The organism is Kosakonia sp. H7A, from assembly GCF_003028445.1.
Classification (GTDB): domain Bacteria; phylum Pseudomonadota; class Gammaproteobacteria; order Enterobacterales; family Enterobacteriaceae; genus Kosakonia; species Kosakonia radicincitans.
The window spans coordinates 822,750-838,342 of sequence record NZ_PYTZ01000002.1; the positions used below are offsets into that span (position 1 = coordinate 822,750).

General features: G+C 54.8%; 16 protein-coding genes. 5 read left to right on the top strand and 11 right to left on the bottom strand.

Going from position 1 to position 15,593, the window contains the following annotated elements; translation table 11 throughout:
• Both CWM66_RS11870 and CWM66_RS11875 read right to left on the bottom strand, forming a co-directional pair.
• Positions 1-855: an ABC transporter permease gene (locus CWM66_RS11870; RefSeq protein ID WP_007371822.1), complete on the bottom strand. Its 855-nt coding sequence runs from the start codon at positions 853-855 to the stop codon at positions 1-3.
• A 65-nt stretch (positions 856-920) separates the two neighbouring features.
• Positions 921-1,952 (bottom strand): PotD/PotF family extracellular solute-binding protein, encoded by a 1,032-nt coding sequence (locus CWM66_RS11875; protein WP_035888522.1) that lies wholly within the window; start codon positions 1,950-1,952, stop codon positions 921-923.
• A 341-nt stretch (positions 1,953-2,293) separates the two neighbouring features.
• Between CWM66_RS11875 and CWM66_RS11880 the strand changes: the two genes are divergently transcribed.
• Positions 2,294-3,256: a LysR family transcriptional regulator gene (locus CWM66_RS11880; protein ID WP_007371825.1), complete on the top strand. Its 963-nt coding sequence runs from the start codon at positions 2,294-2,296 to the stop codon at positions 3,254-3,256.
• 87 nt (positions 3,257-3,343) lie between these two features.
• On the opposite strand, the gene CWM66_RS11885 is transcribed toward CWM66_RS11880, so the two are convergent.
• The 8 genes from CWM66_RS11885 to CWM66_RS11920 all read right to left on the bottom strand — a co-directional run bounded on the left by CWM66_RS11885 (position 3,344) and on the right by CWM66_RS11920 (position 9,961).
• Positions 3,344-4,273 (bottom strand): glyoxylate/hydroxypyruvate reductase A, encoded by a 930-nt coding sequence (locus CWM66_RS11885; RefSeq protein WP_202626055.1) that lies wholly within the window; start codon positions 4,271-4,273, stop codon positions 3,344-3,346.
• Positions 4,270-4,719 carry a type II 3-dehydroquinate dehydratase gene (locus tag CWM66_RS11890; protein WP_007371827.1) on the bottom strand — a complete coding sequence of 150 codons (450 nt, stop codon included), beginning with the start codon at positions 4,717-4,719 and terminating at the stop codon, positions 4,270-4,272. The genes CWM66_RS11885 and CWM66_RS11890 overlap by 4 nt, the downstream gene beginning before the upstream one ends.
• 12 nt (positions 4,720-4,731) lie before the next feature.
• Positions 4,732-5,343: a glutathione S-transferase N-terminal domain-containing protein gene (locus tag CWM66_RS11895; RefSeq protein ID WP_107146692.1), complete on the bottom strand. Its 612-nt coding sequence runs from the start codon at positions 5,341-5,343 to the stop codon at positions 4,732-4,734.
• Positions 5,340-6,335: an NAD(P)H-quinone oxidoreductase gene (locus CWM66_RS11900; protein WP_090396723.1), complete on the bottom strand. Its 996-nt coding sequence runs from the start codon at positions 6,333-6,335 to the stop codon at positions 5,340-5,342. Before CWM66_RS11900 ends, CWM66_RS11895 begins: the two co-directional genes overlap by 4 nt.
• Positions 6,336-6,341: 6 nt before the next feature.
• On the bottom strand, positions 6,342-7,490 hold the full coding sequence (locus CWM66_RS11905) for an ABC transporter ATP-binding protein (RefSeq protein ID WP_107146693.1): 1,149 nt from the start codon (positions 7,488-7,490) through the stop codon (positions 6,342-6,344).
• Positions 7,491-7,674: 184 nt separating this feature from the next.
• Positions 7,675-8,832, bottom strand: coding sequence for an acetylornithine deacetylase (argE, locus tag CWM66_RS11910; protein WP_107146694.1), 1,158 nt, complete (start codon positions 8,830-8,832; stop codon positions 7,675-7,677).
• Positions 8,833-8,847: 15 nt separating this feature from the next.
• Entirely contained in the window at positions 8,848-9,522 is a 675-nt protein-coding gene (locus tag CWM66_RS11915; protein ID WP_007371832.1) for a DUF1028 domain-containing protein, read from the bottom strand.
• Positions 9,523-9,526: 4 nt separating this feature from the next.
• Positions 9,527-9,961, bottom strand: coding sequence for a RidA family protein (locus CWM66_RS11920; RefSeq protein WP_007371833.1), 435 nt, complete (start codon positions 9,959-9,961; stop codon positions 9,527-9,529).
• A gap of 567 nt (positions 9,962-10,528) precedes the next feature.
• Here CWM66_RS11920 and aroQ point away from each other — a divergent pair.
• The 3 genes from aroQ to CWM66_RS11935 all read left to right on the top strand — a co-directional run bounded on the left by aroQ (position 10,529) and on the right by CWM66_RS11935 (position 13,570).
• Entirely contained in the window at positions 10,529-11,062 is a 534-nt protein-coding gene (aroQ, locus tag CWM66_RS11925; RefSeq protein ID WP_035888512.1) for a gamma subclass chorismate mutase AroQ, read from the top strand.
• 559 nt (positions 11,063-11,621) lie between these two features.
• Entirely contained in the window at positions 11,622-11,999 is a 378-nt protein-coding gene (locus tag CWM66_RS11930) for a hypothetical protein (protein ID WP_007371835.1), read from the top strand.
• A gap of 230 nt (positions 12,000-12,229) precedes the next feature.
• Positions 12,230-13,570 (top strand): glycoside hydrolase family 28 protein, encoded by a 1,341-nt coding sequence (locus tag CWM66_RS11935; protein WP_107146695.1) that lies wholly within the window; start codon positions 12,230-12,232, stop codon positions 13,568-13,570.
• 131 nt (positions 13,571-13,701) lie between these two features.
• Here CWM66_RS11935 and CWM66_RS11940 read toward each other — a convergent pair whose 3' ends face one another.
• The gene (locus CWM66_RS11940) at positions 13,702-14,064 is read right to left on the bottom strand and encodes a helix-turn-helix domain-containing protein (protein WP_007371838.1); all 363 of its coding nucleotides are present in this window, start codon (positions 14,062-14,064) and stop codon (positions 13,702-13,704) included.
• A gap of 331 nt (positions 14,065-14,395) precedes the next feature.
• Here CWM66_RS11940 and CWM66_RS11945 point away from each other — a divergent pair, with 331 nt between their 5' ends.
• Positions 14,396-15,571: an efflux RND transporter periplasmic adaptor subunit gene (locus CWM66_RS11945; RefSeq protein ID WP_107146696.1), complete on the top strand. Its 1,176-nt coding sequence runs from the start codon at positions 14,396-14,398 to the stop codon at positions 15,569-15,571.
• Positions 15,572-15,593 lie beyond the last annotated feature (22 nt).

Genomic DNA, 15,593 nt, shown 5'->3' on the forward strand with positions numbered 1-15,593 from the left:
TCAATGCTCTCCCATCGTGCGCAGGAATCGGGTCATGCGTTTGAGCGCCAGCAACAGCAGGATGGTCAGGATCAAACCGGCGATGCTCAGCGCGGCAGCAAACGGGAAGTTCATCGACGAGAAACCCAACTGATAGACCATGGTCGCCACGGTGCTGACGCGTCCGCCGCCAATAAGCTGCGGTGTGGCAAAGGCGCTAAAGGTCCAGGCAAACGCGGTAGTGAGGCTGGAGACAATGCCGGGAATTGAGAGGGGAATCGTCACGGTCAGCAAGGTGCGGATCGGCCCTGCGCCCAGGCTGGCGGCGGCTTTCTCATAATCCGGGTTGATGTGCGACAACGCGGTCGCCAGCATTAGCACCATGATTGGCATGGTAACGTGCACCAGCGCCAGCACCACGCCGGTTTGCGTAAACATAAACTGAATCGGCGTGGAGATGACGCCCAGCGCCAGCAGCAGACTATTAAGGAAGCCGCTGTTACCCAGCACGATAATCCAGGAATAGGTGCGTACCACTTCGCCGAGAAACATCGGCGTAATCGCAATAATCAAAATCGCGGATTTGATCCACGTAGTACGGGTGCGCACCAGCGCATACGCCAGCGGATAACTCATCAGCAGGCCAAAAATAGCGGTTTTCGCGCTCAGTATGACGGTGTTAATAAACGCATCGGCATAGATGCTTTTGAACAGGCCTTTGAAGTTCGCCAGCGTAAATCCGCCCACGTCGAGCGAACCGGGAATATACGCGCGCACGCTGAACTGCATCACCGCGAACATCGCGACAACCAGCCCGACTGCGGCGAGCGTCGCGGGGATTATGAACCAGGGTAAAAATGTTGGTTTTCTCGTCATAGACCTTGCTGCCTGAGTAATGTGCTGCCGGTAGAACCCGGGCGGCCCGCAAGCCGCCCGATAAATCAATGAGACATGATGTTTTCAGAGAACCACTGACGCCACTCTGCGGTTTTCTCGGCACGCAACTGCGGATCGGTATTGATGGTGGCATTCCACTGCGCAGGCGTGGTGAGCATGCCCGGCAGTTTCGCCAGTTCAGGATCGATATGCGCGTTGGTTACCGTTGGGCTGCCGTGATAAATCTTTGCCACTTGCTCCTGAATTTCGGGCTTCAGGGCAATATTCATGAACTTATATGCAAGATCGCTATGTTTGGTGCCTTTGTTGATACCAATGGTATCGACGCCCAAAATCGCCCCCTCTTTGGGGATCGCCAGTTTGACGTCCACCCCTTCAGCCATCATGTTGTAGGCGTTCATCGACAGCATCACCTGTACCGGGGTTTCGCCAGTGGAGATTAATTGCTGGCTGTTGGCATCATCGGTATAGAAAGATTTGATATTCGGGATCAGCGCTTTCAGCTTCGCCTGGCCTTGCTGCCAGTGCGCCGCATCGGTGCCGGAGAGTTTGGCGGCCACCGCAATGATATGGCTCGGGTCCCAGTCCGGCAGCGCCAGCGTGCCTTTCAGCTCGGGCTTCCACAGATCGTTCCAACTGGTAAAGGTTTCACCTTTGGGCACCAGGTCCGGGCGATAGCCGATGGTGTAAACGTAGCCCCACACGCCGAGGTGATAAGGGCTGACTTTCGCCTGTTGCACCAGGTTTGCTGCGTTCGGGATTTTGCTCATATCGAGTTTTTCAAACAGGCCTGAGTTGGCGTACAGATAGCCCACATGCGCGGTGGTAAAGGTCACGTCAGTTTCAGGTGAACCGCCCGCCAGCTTGGCTTTGTTGAGGCGATCAATGGTGCCGCCGGTGACAAACTGCACTTCTACGCCGGTCTCTTTGGTGAACTCTTTGGCAATGGTTTCATCGATCAAATCTTTAAAACCGCCGCCCCAGGTGCTGACAATCAGCTTGTCAGCGGCCATCGCATTGCCCGCGCTGAGCACGCATGTGGTCAACAACGTTAAGGCACAAATCTTACGCAACATATTCTCATCCCCACTTATGAAATGGCTGTTGTAGCAATCTGAAACCCGACGCGCCGGAACGGTGCAAACGGTGTTCCCTGGTGTGAAATCGATAATGACGTTGCGAGTTGATTCCGTAAAACAGCCTTTTCCTCGTCGTTGCATCAGGATTTCTGACGCTAAAAAAGGCACTGCTTTGCAACGGATTTTCTTAACCAGTGATAAGGCTGAAGGAATGGGGGCACAACAAAACCAGGGAATTATGCTGTTATTTAGCGTTTGGCATGATAAATGCATGAAAATAAGCACTATTAGAATGACTGACGCGACATGATCGCGTCGGCGATCTCAGGAGAACCTGCATGCTCAGTCGCATTACCCAGCGTCAGCTGGAATATTTTGTCGCCTCCGGAGAGGCTGGCAGCATTATTGGCGCTTCAGAACGTATCCACGTTTCGTCGCCGTCGATCTCTGCTGCTATCACCCATATCGAATCTGAACTGGGCGTACAGCTTTTTGTGCGCCATCACGCGCAGGGCGTTTCGCTCACGGCGATCGGTCATCAGGTTCTGAAAGAGGCGAAGCTCATTCTGGAGCAGATGTTGAACCTCTATACTATCGCGTCGGAATCCATGAACAATGTACGCGGCCCGCTGCGCGTGGGCTGTCTGGATACGCTGGCGCCCATGCTGACCCCCGAACTGGTGTTCGGCTTTGGCCGCGCGTTTCCCGGTGTGCGCATTACGCTTGTCGAAGGCAACCATGAACAGTTGCTGAAACAGTTACGCACCGCCGATATTGATATCGCGCTGACCTACGATTTAGTCCCCGCCAGCGACATCGCATTTACATCGCTGGCACAGTTGCCACCGTATGTGATGGTGGGTGAACATCATCCGCTGGCGACGCAATCGGCGGTGACCATTCAGGATCTGGCGACGATGCCGATGGTGTTGCTGGATATGCCGTGGAGCCGTGAATACTTCCTTGGCCTGTTTAGCGAGGCGGGCGTGACGCCGAATGTGGTAATGCGCTCCAGCAATATGGAAGTGGTGCGTGCGATGGTGGCGAACGGCGTGGGGTTTGGTATCGCCAACGTGCGGCCGAAAGCGCATCTCTCCCAGGATGGCAAACGCCTGATTCGCGTACGGCTGGCGGGGACCAACAGGGCGATGCAACTCGGTTATGCGACCGCCGCCCACACCCAGCACTCGATGGTGGTTAACGCCTTCGCTGAGCGCTGCCGCGTTTTTATCTCCGACCAGTATATTCCTGGCATGGCGGCACCAAGCTATTTCGATCCGCAGGTGGTACGGGTGGCGTGACTGATGCCTGGCAGCGCAATTTAACGCGTACAGCAATGTCGGCAGCATGGCTGCCAGACATTGCGCCATAAATTGCGTGGTTTTCCGTTAATACCCGCGCTCCGGGAACACCTGATTGGTCACCGATTCACCGCGTGCGGCGCGCTGGATGTTTTCTGCCACCTGCTGTGCGGCGCTGGCAGGGATGGCGACCGAGGCCAGATGCGGCGTGATCAGCACGTTGTCCATCCGCCACAGCGGATCGCAGGAAGGCAGCGGTTCGCGGTCAAACACATCCAGCGTAGCTTCAGCGATCTGCCCTGAGCGCAGCGCGTCAGTCAGCGCCGCCTGATCGACAATCGCCCCGCGCGAAACATTAATGAACGCCGCGCCATACGGCAGGCGCGACAGCCGCTCAGCACTGAGCAAGCCAGCCGTGTGTGGTGTAAGTGGCAGCATGACCACCAGAATGTCGCTCTGGCTGAGAAAATCATTCAGCGACGCCAGCCCACTGCTGCACTTCATACCCGTCATCGCTTTTGGCGAACGCGACCAGCCGCGCACGTCGAACCCCTGTCGTACCAGTTCCCGCGCCGTATATGCGCCCAACTCTCCCAGGCCCAGCACACCGACCCGGATGTCGGAAGGTTTGCGTGGATGCAGGTAATGCCAGCGCTGTTCACGCTGCGCGCGTTCAAAGGCCGGGATATCGCGCGCGTAGCGCAGCACGGCAAACAGCACGTAACCGGCCATCATGCGCGCCATATCCGGATCGGAGAGACGAATTATCGGAATATCCGGCAGATCGTCGCGTCCCACCAGCGAATCAACGCCCGCGCCAAGATTCACCAACAGTTTGAGATTGCGGTACGGCGCAAAGAAGCCATGAGGCGGCTTCCATGCCAGCGCATAGTGCACCTCATCGGGGTTTTGCACCGTTTCGGCGCGGCAAATTGTCACGCCGGGCAAATGTGGGGTAAGTAAATGGGACCACTCTTCGAAGCTGTCGAATTCGCTGTAAAACACTAATGTACTCATGCAGCGCGCGTTCCCACCAGGTTGACCACCGCATCGATCGCCAGCTCGTAACCGACTGCACCCAGCCCGGCAATCACACCGGTTGCCGCTTTCGACACCAGAGAGTGATGGCGGAACGGCTCGCGCTTCCAGATGTTGCTCATATGCGTTTCAATGATTGGACCATCAAACATCAGTAACGCATCAAGAATGGGTACCGAACTGTAGGTCAAACCCGCCGCGTTGATAATTAATCCCACTGCGTTCTGACGCGCCTCCTGAATCCAGTCAACCAGCACACCTTCATGGTTGCTCTGGCGGAAATGCAATATCACACCGTGTGACGCGGCGCGGCGCTGACAGCGCGCTTCGATGCTGACAAAGCTTTCGCTGCCGTAGGTGCCGTTTTTATCCAGCCCATACAAGTTGGCGTTCGGCCCATTGAGAAAATAGATCTGCTGTGACATGCACACTCCTGATTAATACGGACGCGTCGCGGCCATTGCCGGATGCGCATCGAAGAGGGCGAACCAGGCGGCGGTAAGCGGGTGGCCAGCGCGCCAGTTGAGCCCGGCAAAGCGGAAGTCGAGATAACCGAGCGCACAGCCAATGGCAATCAGCCCGATATCGTTGGGATGAGCGCTGAAACTGCTGACCTGGCTTTCGATCTCTGCCAGTGCGGCGGCGACTTTTTTCAACTGTGCGTCAGCCCAGTTCTGCCACTGTTTCTCCGGTGGACGCGCACTGAATTCGTAGCGCGCCAGTAATGCGGCATCGATCATCCCGTCGCCCAGCGCCTGGCGTGCCAGACTTCTCCAGCGCGCATCGCCCTGTGCCGGGAATAAATCGCCCCCGGCCCGCGCGTTGAGGTATTCGCAGATGACCCGGCTGTCATAAAGACAGAGCCCGTTTTCGGTGCGCAGCGCCGGTACTTTTGCCAGAGGATTAAACACGGCAATACGTTCGTCACGTTCGATCGGATGGGCGGCAGAATCCAGCCGTTCTATCTCATCAGCAAGACCCAGTACGCTTGCGCATACCATCACTTTGCGTACATAAGCGGACGTGGTGGCAAAAAAGAGTTGCATCATGACGCCACCTGCAGCAGCACTTTGCCGATGTTGGCGTTGGCTTCAAGGATACGATGGGCGTCGGCGGCTTGCGCTAACGGCAAGGTTTGATACAGCGTCGGCGCGACTTTGCCTGCGGCGATCAGCGGCAACAGATGTTTGCTGATGCACTGCGCCAGCCGCATTTTCTCGGCCACGCTTTTGGGGCGCAGGGTAGAAGAGGTGAGGCTCAGCCCTTTGCGCATCACCAGTTGCAGATCGAGTTCAATCTTCGCGCCCTGCATAAATGAAAGACTGACATGACGTCCGCCCGGCGCTAACACGCTCAGGTTGCGCGCCACGTAATCGCCACCGACATTATCCAGCACCACATCGACACCGCGTCCTTCGGTTGCGGCAAGCACGACGGCGACGAAATCTTCGCTGTGGCGGTTGATGGCGCGCCATACACCGAGTTGTCGCAGCGCCGCAATCTTTTCACTCCCGCCAGCCGTCGCAATCACTCGCGCCCCGCATGCCTGCGCACACTGAATAGCAAAGGTGCCAACGCCGCTCGCCGCACCGTGAATCAGTACGGTTTCGCCCGGCTGCAAACGCCCCAGTTCAAACAGGTTATGCCACACGGTAAATGCTGCTTCCGGCACGCCTGCGGCCTGCGCGAGCGGCAGCGTTTCTGGCACGGATAAACAGAGTTCAGCGCGCGCTACGCAGTAGTCCGCATAACCGCCGCCATTGAGCAGCGCCATGACCGGCGAGCCCACCGCGGGGAATTCAACGCCCGCGCCCAGCGCTACCACGGTGCCGGAGACTTCCAGCCCCAGCACATCGGTTACCCCTGGCGGCAGCGGCATACCGTTGCGCTGCAGGATATCGGGACGATTGACCCCCGCACTGGCAACACGAATCAGCACCTCACCGGCGCCAGGCAGCGGGACAGGGCGCTGTACGCGCTCTAATACTTCCGGGCCGCCCGGGCGGCAGGCAATCACGGCATTCATCATTTCAGGTATCATCGCGGCTTACCCCTGATTTGCCGTGCTAAAGGCGCACACGCCTTCGTCATCGACACTCACGCCAACCAGACTACCGACTGGCCAGCGCGTCAGCGAATTCAGGCCGGACTGGCGTGCAAACAGCGAGGCGTTGCCCAGTGCAGGCACATCAAGATGGACATCAACATGATCGCCCTGAAAGACATGGGCGATAACCGTGGCGCTAAACAGTGAATGCGGGCCAAGCGCGGCCAGTTGAATATTTTCCGGACGGACGTAGACATCAAGGCGCTCGCCAATCGTGGCATGAACGCGCTCTGCTGGCAGACGCAGCACATTACCGCCCAGATCGAGTATTGCATCGCCATCGCGACCGGCGTAGCGCCCCGGCAGAATGTTCACATCACCGACAAAGCCCGCAACAAACGGATCCTGCGGACGGCGATAAATCTCATCCGGTGTGCCGATCTGGCGTACATGGCCTGCCGACATCACCACCACACGATCGCTCATGCTCAGCGCTTCCCCCTGATCGTGCGTCACGAAGACGGTGGTGACGCCAAGTTTGCGCTGAATCGCTTTCAACTCAACCTGCATTGACAGGCGCAGGTTTTTATCCAGCGCGGAGAAAGGCTCATCCAGCAGCAGCACTTTGGGGCGAATGACCAGCGCGCGGGCCAGAGCCACACGCTGCTGCTGGCCACCAGACAGTTCACGTGGCTTACGGTGGCCGTAACCAGCAAGCTTCACCAGCGCCAGCGCCTGCTCAACGCGTTCAGCAATCTCGGCTTTGGGCACACCGCGCATACGCAGACCGTAACCCACATTCTTCTCGACTGTCATATGCGGAAACAGCGCGTAGTTCTGAAAGACAATGCCGATTTCCCGCTGCCAGGGCGGTATATCGGTCACCAGATCGCCATCAATAAAGATCTCGCCGCCATCCGCTTCGGCGAAACCCGCCATCAGATTCAGCAGCGTGGTTTTACCGCAGCCGGAAGGGCCGAGCAGCGTAATAAATTCCCCTTCCTCAATCATCAGGGAAATTTTATGTAGGGCGATGGCGTCGCCAAAGCGTTTCAGTACGCCATCAAGCTGTACGGCAACGTTGGCGTTTCGCGCGACGGGGGGCAGCGTGTCGGGCTGCGGGAATGTGGTGACTTCTGCACTGACCATGGAATCTCCAGAAACGGGGCTATCAAATACTGTCCACCAGCATACGGCTTAAGCGTGCATCACGCGGTTAGTGCTTCCTGAAGCTGGCATTTGGAAAAGTTAAAGCAGTGAAAGAGTGGGGGATAAATGCCGGGCGGCCAGGATGCGCCCTGCATTTACGGTGCGATGGTGTTGGACGGCAACGTCATGCTTTCTGGCACATCCACGTCGCAAGACGACGTAGCAGGGCATCGCAGGCCTCCATCTGTTCGATGGTGATAAATTCATCCGGTTTATGGCCCTGCGCCATACTGCCCGGCCCGCAGACCACGCTGGGAATACCCGCTTGATGGAACAACCCGCCTTCCGTACCGAATGCGACGGTGCTGAACGCGTCAGAACCGGTGAGATGGGCAAGCAGCCGCGCCGCGGCGCTTTGCGCGTCGGTGTACAAACCGGGATAACCGCTAATGGGATAAAAGCGGATCGCTGCCTCGCCATTCACGGCGTGCATTTGCGGCAGGAGTTCGCGCTGCGCGTAATTCTCCAGTTCCCGTGCCACTTCCTGCGCATCATCCTGCGGCAATGTGCGTACCTCGAAGTCAAACGTACATTCGGCAGGCACAATATTGAGCGCCCGGCCGCCCAGGATGACGCCCGTTTGTACGGTGGTAAACGGTGGATCAAAACGCGCATCCTGATGTTCCGGCGCGGCCAGCCGCTGGCCTATCACCGTAAGCTTATGGATAAGCTTTGCGGCATATTCGATGGCATTCACGCCCTGTGGTGCGTAAGCCGAATGGCAGGCGGCACCCTGTACTTCACAACGCACGCCGAGCTTGCCTTTGTGGCCGAGCACGGGTTGCAGTTCGGTGGGTTCGCCAATCAGGCAGATATCGGGCTTTTCCGGGCGCCGGGAGAGCGCGTCCAGCAGGGTTCGCACGCCAAGGCATCCCACTTCCTCATCATAGGAAATGGCCAGATGCAGCGGTTGCGCCAGCGGCTGCGTAAGAAAATAGGGTACGGCTGCCAGTACGCAGGCGATAAAGCCTTTCATGTCCGCCGTGCCGCGACCGTACAGTTTGCCTTCTCGTTCAGTCAGTACAAAAGGGGGAACGCTCCAGCTCTGCCCGTCAACGGGCACCACGTCGCTGTGGCCCGAAAGCATCACGCCGCCGCTACCCGGCGGGCCAAGCCGGGCATACAGATTCGCTTTGCTGCCTTCGGCGTTGTGAATCAGTTCGCAGTCAACACCAAGCCCGGTTAAGTAGCGGCGAACAAAGTCGATCAGCGCCAGATTAGATTCGCGGCTGGTGGTGTTAAACGCCACCAGTTGTTCCAGCAGTTTGCGGCTGCTCATCATCGGATCTCCTTGCGGTTACTCGTCGCCCGGCACGCCATAACCCGGCGCACTGCGGGGATCGAGTGCGCGGGTTAAATAGTCCTGCATCTGCGGTTTATAGGCGTGCCAGAGGTTACTAAGTTCAGCAATCGGATCGGCATCGGTCCAGTCAACGCGCAAATCAACAATCGGCCAGACTGGCGAATCGACAATCGACAGCGCCGCCGAATGCACCGGACCGGCTTCCCCGCCCGCTTGCAGGCCCACCTGCATCGCGGCAATGAGCCTGTCAGCAAGATGCCCGGACTGCTGTTCGAAGGCGTTGACCATCGCGGTAATAACATCAGTATTTGCCAGCAGATTACCCGCCGCCACGCAGTTCTCCCCGCGCAGTGCGTGGTTGACGCCCAGCGTCTTTTCGCCGCTGTAGAACGCGCTTTCACCGCTGGCTGTCAACACGGTAACCTGTCGGTACATGAAGTAGTCATCCGTGTCGAGCCCGAATTGCAGTGCGGTTTCGGCAGCATCGCCTTGCTGTAACCGATCAAGAATGCGCGGCCCCAGCGCCGGTAAGGTGATGTTTTGCGTTGATACCGCGCCAACCTTGCTGCGCAGCCAGGGGCAGCGCGCGCCGACCGCGATGCTGGAAGAGCTAATAGCAATGCCGATCTGGCCGGTTTGCGCGCAGCGTCCGATAATCGATAACGTCATGATTTTAGGCTCCTGATTGCGGCTGCCAGTCGTCCGGAATCACCGCGATAACATCAATTTCCATCAGCCATTGCGGCTGACCAAGCGCAGAAATGACCAGCCCGGTTGAGATCGGAAATACACCCTTCAGCCATTTGCCAACCACTTGATAAACCGGTTCGCGGTAGCGGGGGTCGATGATATAGGTGGTGGTTTTAACGATGTGTGACAGATCGCTGCCCGCTTCTTCCAGCAGTTGTTTTACGTTCTTCATCGCTTGCTCGGCCTGCGCTGCTGGATCGCCAAGCCCCACCAGGTTGCCTTCGAAATCGGTACCAATCTGGCCGCGAACGTACACGGTATTGCCTGCGCGCACGGCCTGGCAAAGATCGTTATCAAGTGACTGATTTGGATAAGTGTCTTTGGTGTTGAATTTACGAATGCGGGTATGTGTGCTCATGTCTGCCTGCCTGGAAATGGATTCCCGGCAAGGTATACCTTCTCAGGCATAACAAACAAAACAGAATAATCCGAGGCGTTAGTTTAGAAAATGCGAACACCCCTCCAGACCTGCACCGCTTTTGTCATCATCAAACGGCGGAGCGCCCCGGCGCAAAAGGCCTGATAACGTTTTTTCCACATTTCAATCGCCGCCTCGTAAAAGTCTTGCGGGTCGCTGATGAATCTACATGGATATCAGCGCGTTACATTTCCTTACCTAAAGCCGCTTTGATGAAATAATAACGTAATTAAATTAATGAAAAGTGAATGATGTGTTCAGGCGCCTGGTTTGCCGCTTATTCCCGCAGGTGCCTTTGTTCAGCCAGTGTCAATCACGTAATTGTGTATCTGAAACAGAGAGCTTGTTAGCCGCCAGCGCGGGAGCCATAAGCGTTGCGGGGTAACGAGCGCGAGGAAAAGCTGGCTTTGCTTATAACAAAGCTCTTACATCCAGAAACGAAATAGTAATCTTTAGTTATATTTGCGCGGGTAAATTAAATGTCTCACCTTTCTTTGAGGAATGGTTATGAAGAATTTCGCATCAACTCTACTCATGTCCGGAAGCGTTTTTGCGGGAGCATCAGCTTCCATCTGTCTTAATGCCCTTTCGTTAATCCTGACCGAACGCATGCAGATAATGAGAGACGTTGCGGCTTACAAGGCGAAGTATGGTTTACCCGTGGAGGATTTAGCGCGGGAAGAAAAAGTGCTGTCGGCGGCGCGGAACACGGCGCAAGAAGCCGGGCTGGAACCTCAGTCAGTGGAGTCGTTCATCAGTGCGTTGATGACTGCGGGTAAAACGATACAGTATCGCTATCTGGCAGATGGGTTTGCGCCAGCAGATTTATCTGTCACCCAACGGGATCTTGAGGGAATCAGACAGCGTATCAATGAACTGGACAAGCATCTGCTCATGACCATCAGCCAGCGGCTTCGCACAGGTCAACTCTCTTATTCTGAGCGGGCCTGGCTGGCTGAGAGAACAGCGTCTCCGAATCTGACTGTAGCCGAGAAGGATAATCTACTGGACACCATGCGCTATATTCAGCGCGCCGGGTAGGAGAGCGCTACTGCGCTGCCAGGCGATTCAGCGTCCGGGCTGGTAAGTGTTTTCGGGCCACTGATCATTCAGACCGATTCGATTAACGCTTTGGATGCATATGCGGTACGGAAGAAATATTTCATCACGATTATTCAATCCGACAGGGTCGGCTGGCGGCAATATCAAACCCGATAATTCAGGCGCTGGAAATTAACGATAATTCATCATTATCTGATTCCTCTTACAGCGCTTCTGTTTTCTCATTTGCAAAACGAATTGACGCAATTCCGTCATATTTCAGATTTACCGATATCTTCAGGTTCACGTGATACCCGGTTTTTATGTCGCTGAAAGCCTTCTGTGGTTATACCACTGGCGATATTTAAAAGCGTTATTGCAGTAAAGTTTAATTTTATAATGTTAAATTTGTCTAATGAAAATGAGAACCTCCGCGGGTAACGTCCCGACGGTGTTTTTACAGATATTGCAATACAGTTTACTTTTGTATGCCTCCGGAGAATAACATCAACGATACCGGGTGACAGTGTTGGCATTAATGACTTTTTACGGAGTGAACATGGCATCTGAAACGCGTAATTTTATTAACTCTATCATTAAAAATTTTAAAGAAGCCATTGGGTTGATTAACGTGTTGATCCTGGAACCCGAGGAGCCTGACACCTTGCGGTTGCTGCACTTTAAACTGGATGTTATCAAGGCGGGTATTGAACAGGATATTCGCCTGTTAAGCAGGGCCAGTCTGGACAGCAACGCGATGCTTTGTCTTTACCCGATACACAATGCACTAAACGCGCTGAACTATTGTCTTGGGATCCTGAAACATATGCCGATAAATAATCAGTTTTATCATGACTTCGAAGAGGTTAAGCATGCTGTCAATGCCCTTGATGCCATATCCGGACGGGTTTTTACAAATCCGGGAAGTGATGAATAATCATAAATTTCCCTTTTACATGAAATAAAAAACCGTACGAGTTGCTAAAGCCAGCGCGATTTAATCAATGAACGCCTGTTCACTGACTGTTGTAAAAATGAAGAGGCGAAAAATTATATCTTTTTTTTTCGCAACAAACATAAACGCCACTTCAACTGAACACCTATTCGCTACATTTTTTTATCGCGGCGACGCTACAATACGTTAATAATTCTGATGTCGGGATCATTATGTTTATTCTTCGCTGTCATTTGAAAGTAATAATCGCTGGCATGTTAGCCGTCCTGGTATCAGGGTTCAGCGCGACGATATTGGCCCAGGATAGCCCTGATTTACCTGAGCCTGTACTGCCCGCGCATATCTGCGCAAAACTGGCTCCCCGGCAGACTTATTCAGCAGGCGACGATACCCAACGGCTTCAGTCGGCGATTAATCACTGCCCCCGGGGTGAGGCTTTACAACTCCTTGCCGGTCGTTTCTCCAGTGGACCTTTGACCATGAAATCTGGCGTCACACTCTGGATTTCACATGACGCAATGCTCACAGCAAATACTGACCCACGTGTTTACGACAAAAATGGGCGCTGTGGAACCCTTGATCATAAGGGGAATGGTTGTCGGCCCTTTATTCTTTTTAAGAACAGCGACGGTGGAGGTATTGTCGGGGAGGGGATTATTGATGGGCAGGGCGGTGAGCTGATGAAAGGCGAGGATGAATCATGGTGGCAGCTGGCTCGCCGCGCACAGACGGAAGGTGCGGCGCAGAATGTGCCTCGCCTGATTGAAATAGATGATGGCTCAAATATTATTTTTCACGGCATTACGCTGCGAAATTCACCTGGATTCCATGTCACCCTGAAGAATGTGCGCAATGCGACTTTCTGGGGCGTACGTATTGATACACCCGCAAATGCCCGTAATACCGACGGCATTGATCCTGTTTCGTCGCAGAATATCGTTATTGCTCACAGCTTCATCAGAACCGGTGACGACAATGTGGCGATTAAAGCTGGCGCCGCTGGACCCACGCGCCATGTACTGTTAGTGGATAACCATTTTTATTGGGGACACGGGATGTCCATTGGTAGCGAGACGGTGGGCGGTGTCAGCGACATTCGGGTGCGTGATTTGACGCTTGACGGTACGACTTCAGGGCTTCGTATCAAAAGTGATATCAGCCGGGGCGGGATTGTCAGTGATATCCGCTACGACAATGTTTGTATGCGGGGGAATTGGCGTCCGCTCGACTTTGATACGCATTATGATGCACACGCGATCGGGAACAACATTCCCGTCTACCGTGATATTTCCCTGACGCATATTTCCGGCGAAACCGGCCAGTTGGTATTACGTGGTTATGATGCCGCTCATTCTTTGTATTTTGCCCTGAACGGGGTTCATTTCAGTAATGCAGCCCGCTGGCTAATTGAATCGGCGCAGATCCGCATTGGCCCAGGCGGCGTCTCGCCTGTTCCACCGGGAGAAGCATCGGTACAGCGATCGGTTGTTTCTGCTGATTGCGCAAAAAACTGGATCTCTTTTCCCGTGACAGATGCGCCATCCGTAAAATGAATGCCGCAGAAAGCGGCTATTTTAATGAAACGTCAGATCGGACACGCCGGGCGGCCTGCCCGGAATATCGCTGGCCTGCGGTTGTCAGGCCGACGATTTCTCTCAACTTTCACGGCGAAAACCACGACGCACTATGCTGATTGCTGGCGCAAATGCTGCGTTTTAGGGGAGCCGATACTGCGACGCCACGCGCCGGGTGCCTGGCCATACTGACGCTTGAAGCTGCGGTTGAAGGACTGCTGGGAGTCAAAGCCTAACGCCATCGCCACGTTCAGAATCGGTTCGTCGCTGTGGGCTAAGCGTTCGACCGATTTTTTCAGCTTTTGCGCGCGAATATACTCGGCGAGACGATAGCCGGTATGTTCTTTGAATATCCGCTGGAGGTGCCATTTCGAATAGCCGGCTCGCCTGGAAACGGTGGCAATGTCCAGACGGTTTTCCAGGTTGTTGTCGATCCAGTCGAGTAAATCGTGAATAAATGCGCCAGTGTTCATGTTGTTTCCTCACGCAGGCTATTAAAAGCATCTTTGTCTGTTGCATTTAAAGTGACCCGCTTTTGCATTAATTGCAAGTTTTATTGTTGCATTTAAATCCCTGTCCGAAACGGGGCATTTACCGATGACTCAAATAGCACATAAAGTGCAACAATTATTCTTGCACTTAATTAAGCGCCTTCCTACAATCGCCGCGATAGTGTATTCGAAACTGTTACAGTTTTGTGGCGATGAACGACACAAATGGCCTTAAGCCAGCCCGGACAAAGGAAGTGGCGCGGCATCTCCTGCTGCGTCTTGCCCGGCGGCTACAATTAGCGGAATAAAAATAATGAGCCTGCAAAAACCTTGGGTTAATTTTCATCTGAATGCGCTGGGAGCGATGTTTCTCTCCGTACTGCTCGTCGGGTGTGATGAGGGTGTTGCGCAAAATGCCGTTCCACAAGCTCCCGCCGTCAGCGCAGCTAACGTGGTGGTGAAATCCATTAGTCAGTGGGATAGCTTTAATGGTCGGATTGAAGCGGTGGAAAGCGTTCAGCTACGCCCCCGTGTCTCCGGCTACATTGATAAAGTGAATTACACGGACGGCCAGGAGGTGAAAAAGGGCGAGGTGCTGTTCACGATTGATGACAGAACCTATCGCGCCGCGCTGGAACAGGCGCAGGCGACGTTGGCGAGAGCCAAAACGCAGGCCAGCCTGGCACAAAGCGAGGCTAACCGTACCGATAAACTGATCAATACCAACCTGGTATCCCGTGAAGAGTGGGAGCAGCGCCGTTCGGCCGCCGTCCAGGCACAGGCCGACATTCGCGCCGCGCAGGCGGCGGTTGATGCCGCGCAACTTAACCTGGATTTCACCAAAGTGACCGCGCCTATCGATGGCCGCGCCAGTCGTGCGTTGATCACCAGCGGTAATCTGGTCACTGCGGGTGACAGCGCCAGCGTGCTTACCACGCTGGTATCGCAGAAGACGGTTTACGTCTACTTTGACGTAGATGAGTCGACTTATCTTCACTATCAAAATCTCGCCCGCAGAGGGCAGGGGGCGTCCAGTAATCACCTGGCGCTACCGGTTGAGATTGGCCTTGTTGGCGAAGAGGGCTATCCCCATCAGGGCAAAGTGGATTTTCTTGATAATCAGTTAACGCCGAGTACCGGCACGATCCGTATGCGCGCACTGTTGGATAACGCTCAGCGTCAGTTCACGCCGGGACTGTTTGCCCGCGTACGCCTGCCTGGCAGCGCTGAATTCAAAGCCACACTTATCGACGACAAAGCGGTACTGACCGATCAGGATCGCAAATATGTTTATATCGTTGATAAAGATGGTAAAGCACAGCGTCGCGATATTACTCCAGGTCGTCTGGCAGACGGTTTACGCATCGTGCAGCAGGGGCTGACCCCTGGCGACAGAGTCATCGTCGACGGTTTACAAAAAGTGTTTATGCCGGGTATGCCGGTTAACGCGAAAACCGTTGCCATGACCGCCAGCACTGCCCTCAACTGATCCCTTACCTGAGAATCCGAAA

What these genes read in the sequence shown, in the direction of transcription:
- CWM66_RS11870 (WP_007371822.1), bottom strand. Translation starts at nt 855, where the DNA reads ATGACGAGAAAACCAACATTTTTACCCTGGTTCATAATCCCCGCGACG.
- CWM66_RS11875 (WP_035888522.1), bottom strand. Translation starts at nt 1,952, where the DNA reads ATGTTGCGTAAGATTTGTGCCTTAACGTTGTTGACCACATGCGTGCTC.
- CWM66_RS11880 (WP_007371825.1), top strand. Translation starts at nt 2,294, where the DNA reads ATGCTCAGTCGCATTACCCAGCGTCAGCTGGAATATTTTGTCGCCTCC.
- CWM66_RS11885 (WP_202626055.1), bottom strand. Translation starts at nt 4,273, where the DNA reads ATGAGTACATTAGTGTTTTACAGCGAATTCGACAGCTTCGAAGAGTGG.
- CWM66_RS11890 (WP_007371827.1), bottom strand. Translation starts at nt 4,719, where the DNA reads ATGTCACAGCAGATCTATTTTCTCAATGGGCCGAACGCCAACTTGTAT.
- CWM66_RS11895 (WP_107146692.1), bottom strand. Translation starts at nt 5,343, where the DNA reads ATGATGCAACTCTTTTTTGCCACCACGTCCGCTTATGTACGCAAAGTG.
- CWM66_RS11900 (WP_090396723.1), bottom strand. Translation starts at nt 6,335, where the DNA reads ATGATACCTGAAATGATGAATGCCGTGATTGCCTGCCGCCCGGGCGGC.
- CWM66_RS11905 (WP_107146693.1), bottom strand. Translation starts at nt 7,490, where the DNA reads ATGGTCAGTGCAGAAGTCACCACATTCCCGCAGCCCGACACGCTGCCC.
- argE (WP_107146694.1), bottom strand. Translation starts at nt 8,832, where the DNA reads ATGATGAGCAGCCGCAAACTGCTGGAACAACTGGTGGCGTTTAACACC.
- CWM66_RS11915 (WP_007371832.1), bottom strand. Translation starts at nt 9,522, where the DNA reads ATGACGTTATCGATTATCGGACGCTGCGCGCAAACCGGCCAGATCGGC.
- CWM66_RS11920 (WP_007371833.1), bottom strand. Translation starts at nt 9,961, where the DNA reads ATGAGCACACATACCCGCATTCGTAAATTCAACACCAAAGACACTTAT.
- aroQ (WP_035888512.1), top strand. Translation starts at nt 10,529, where the DNA reads ATGAAGAATTTCGCATCAACTCTACTCATGTCCGGAAGCGTTTTTGCG.
- CWM66_RS11930 (WP_007371835.1), top strand. Translation starts at nt 11,622, where the DNA reads ATGGCATCTGAAACGCGTAATTTTATTAACTCTATCATTAAAAATTTT.
- CWM66_RS11935 (WP_107146695.1), top strand. Translation starts at nt 12,230, where the DNA reads ATGTTTATTCTTCGCTGTCATTTGAAAGTAATAATCGCTGGCATGTTA.
- CWM66_RS11940 (WP_007371838.1), bottom strand. Translation starts at nt 14,064, where the DNA reads ATGAACACTGGCGCATTTATTCACGATTTACTCGACTGGATCGACAAC.
- CWM66_RS11945 (WP_107146696.1), top strand. Translation starts at nt 14,396, where the DNA reads ATGAGCCTGCAAAAACCTTGGGTTAATTTTCATCTGAATGCGCTGGGA.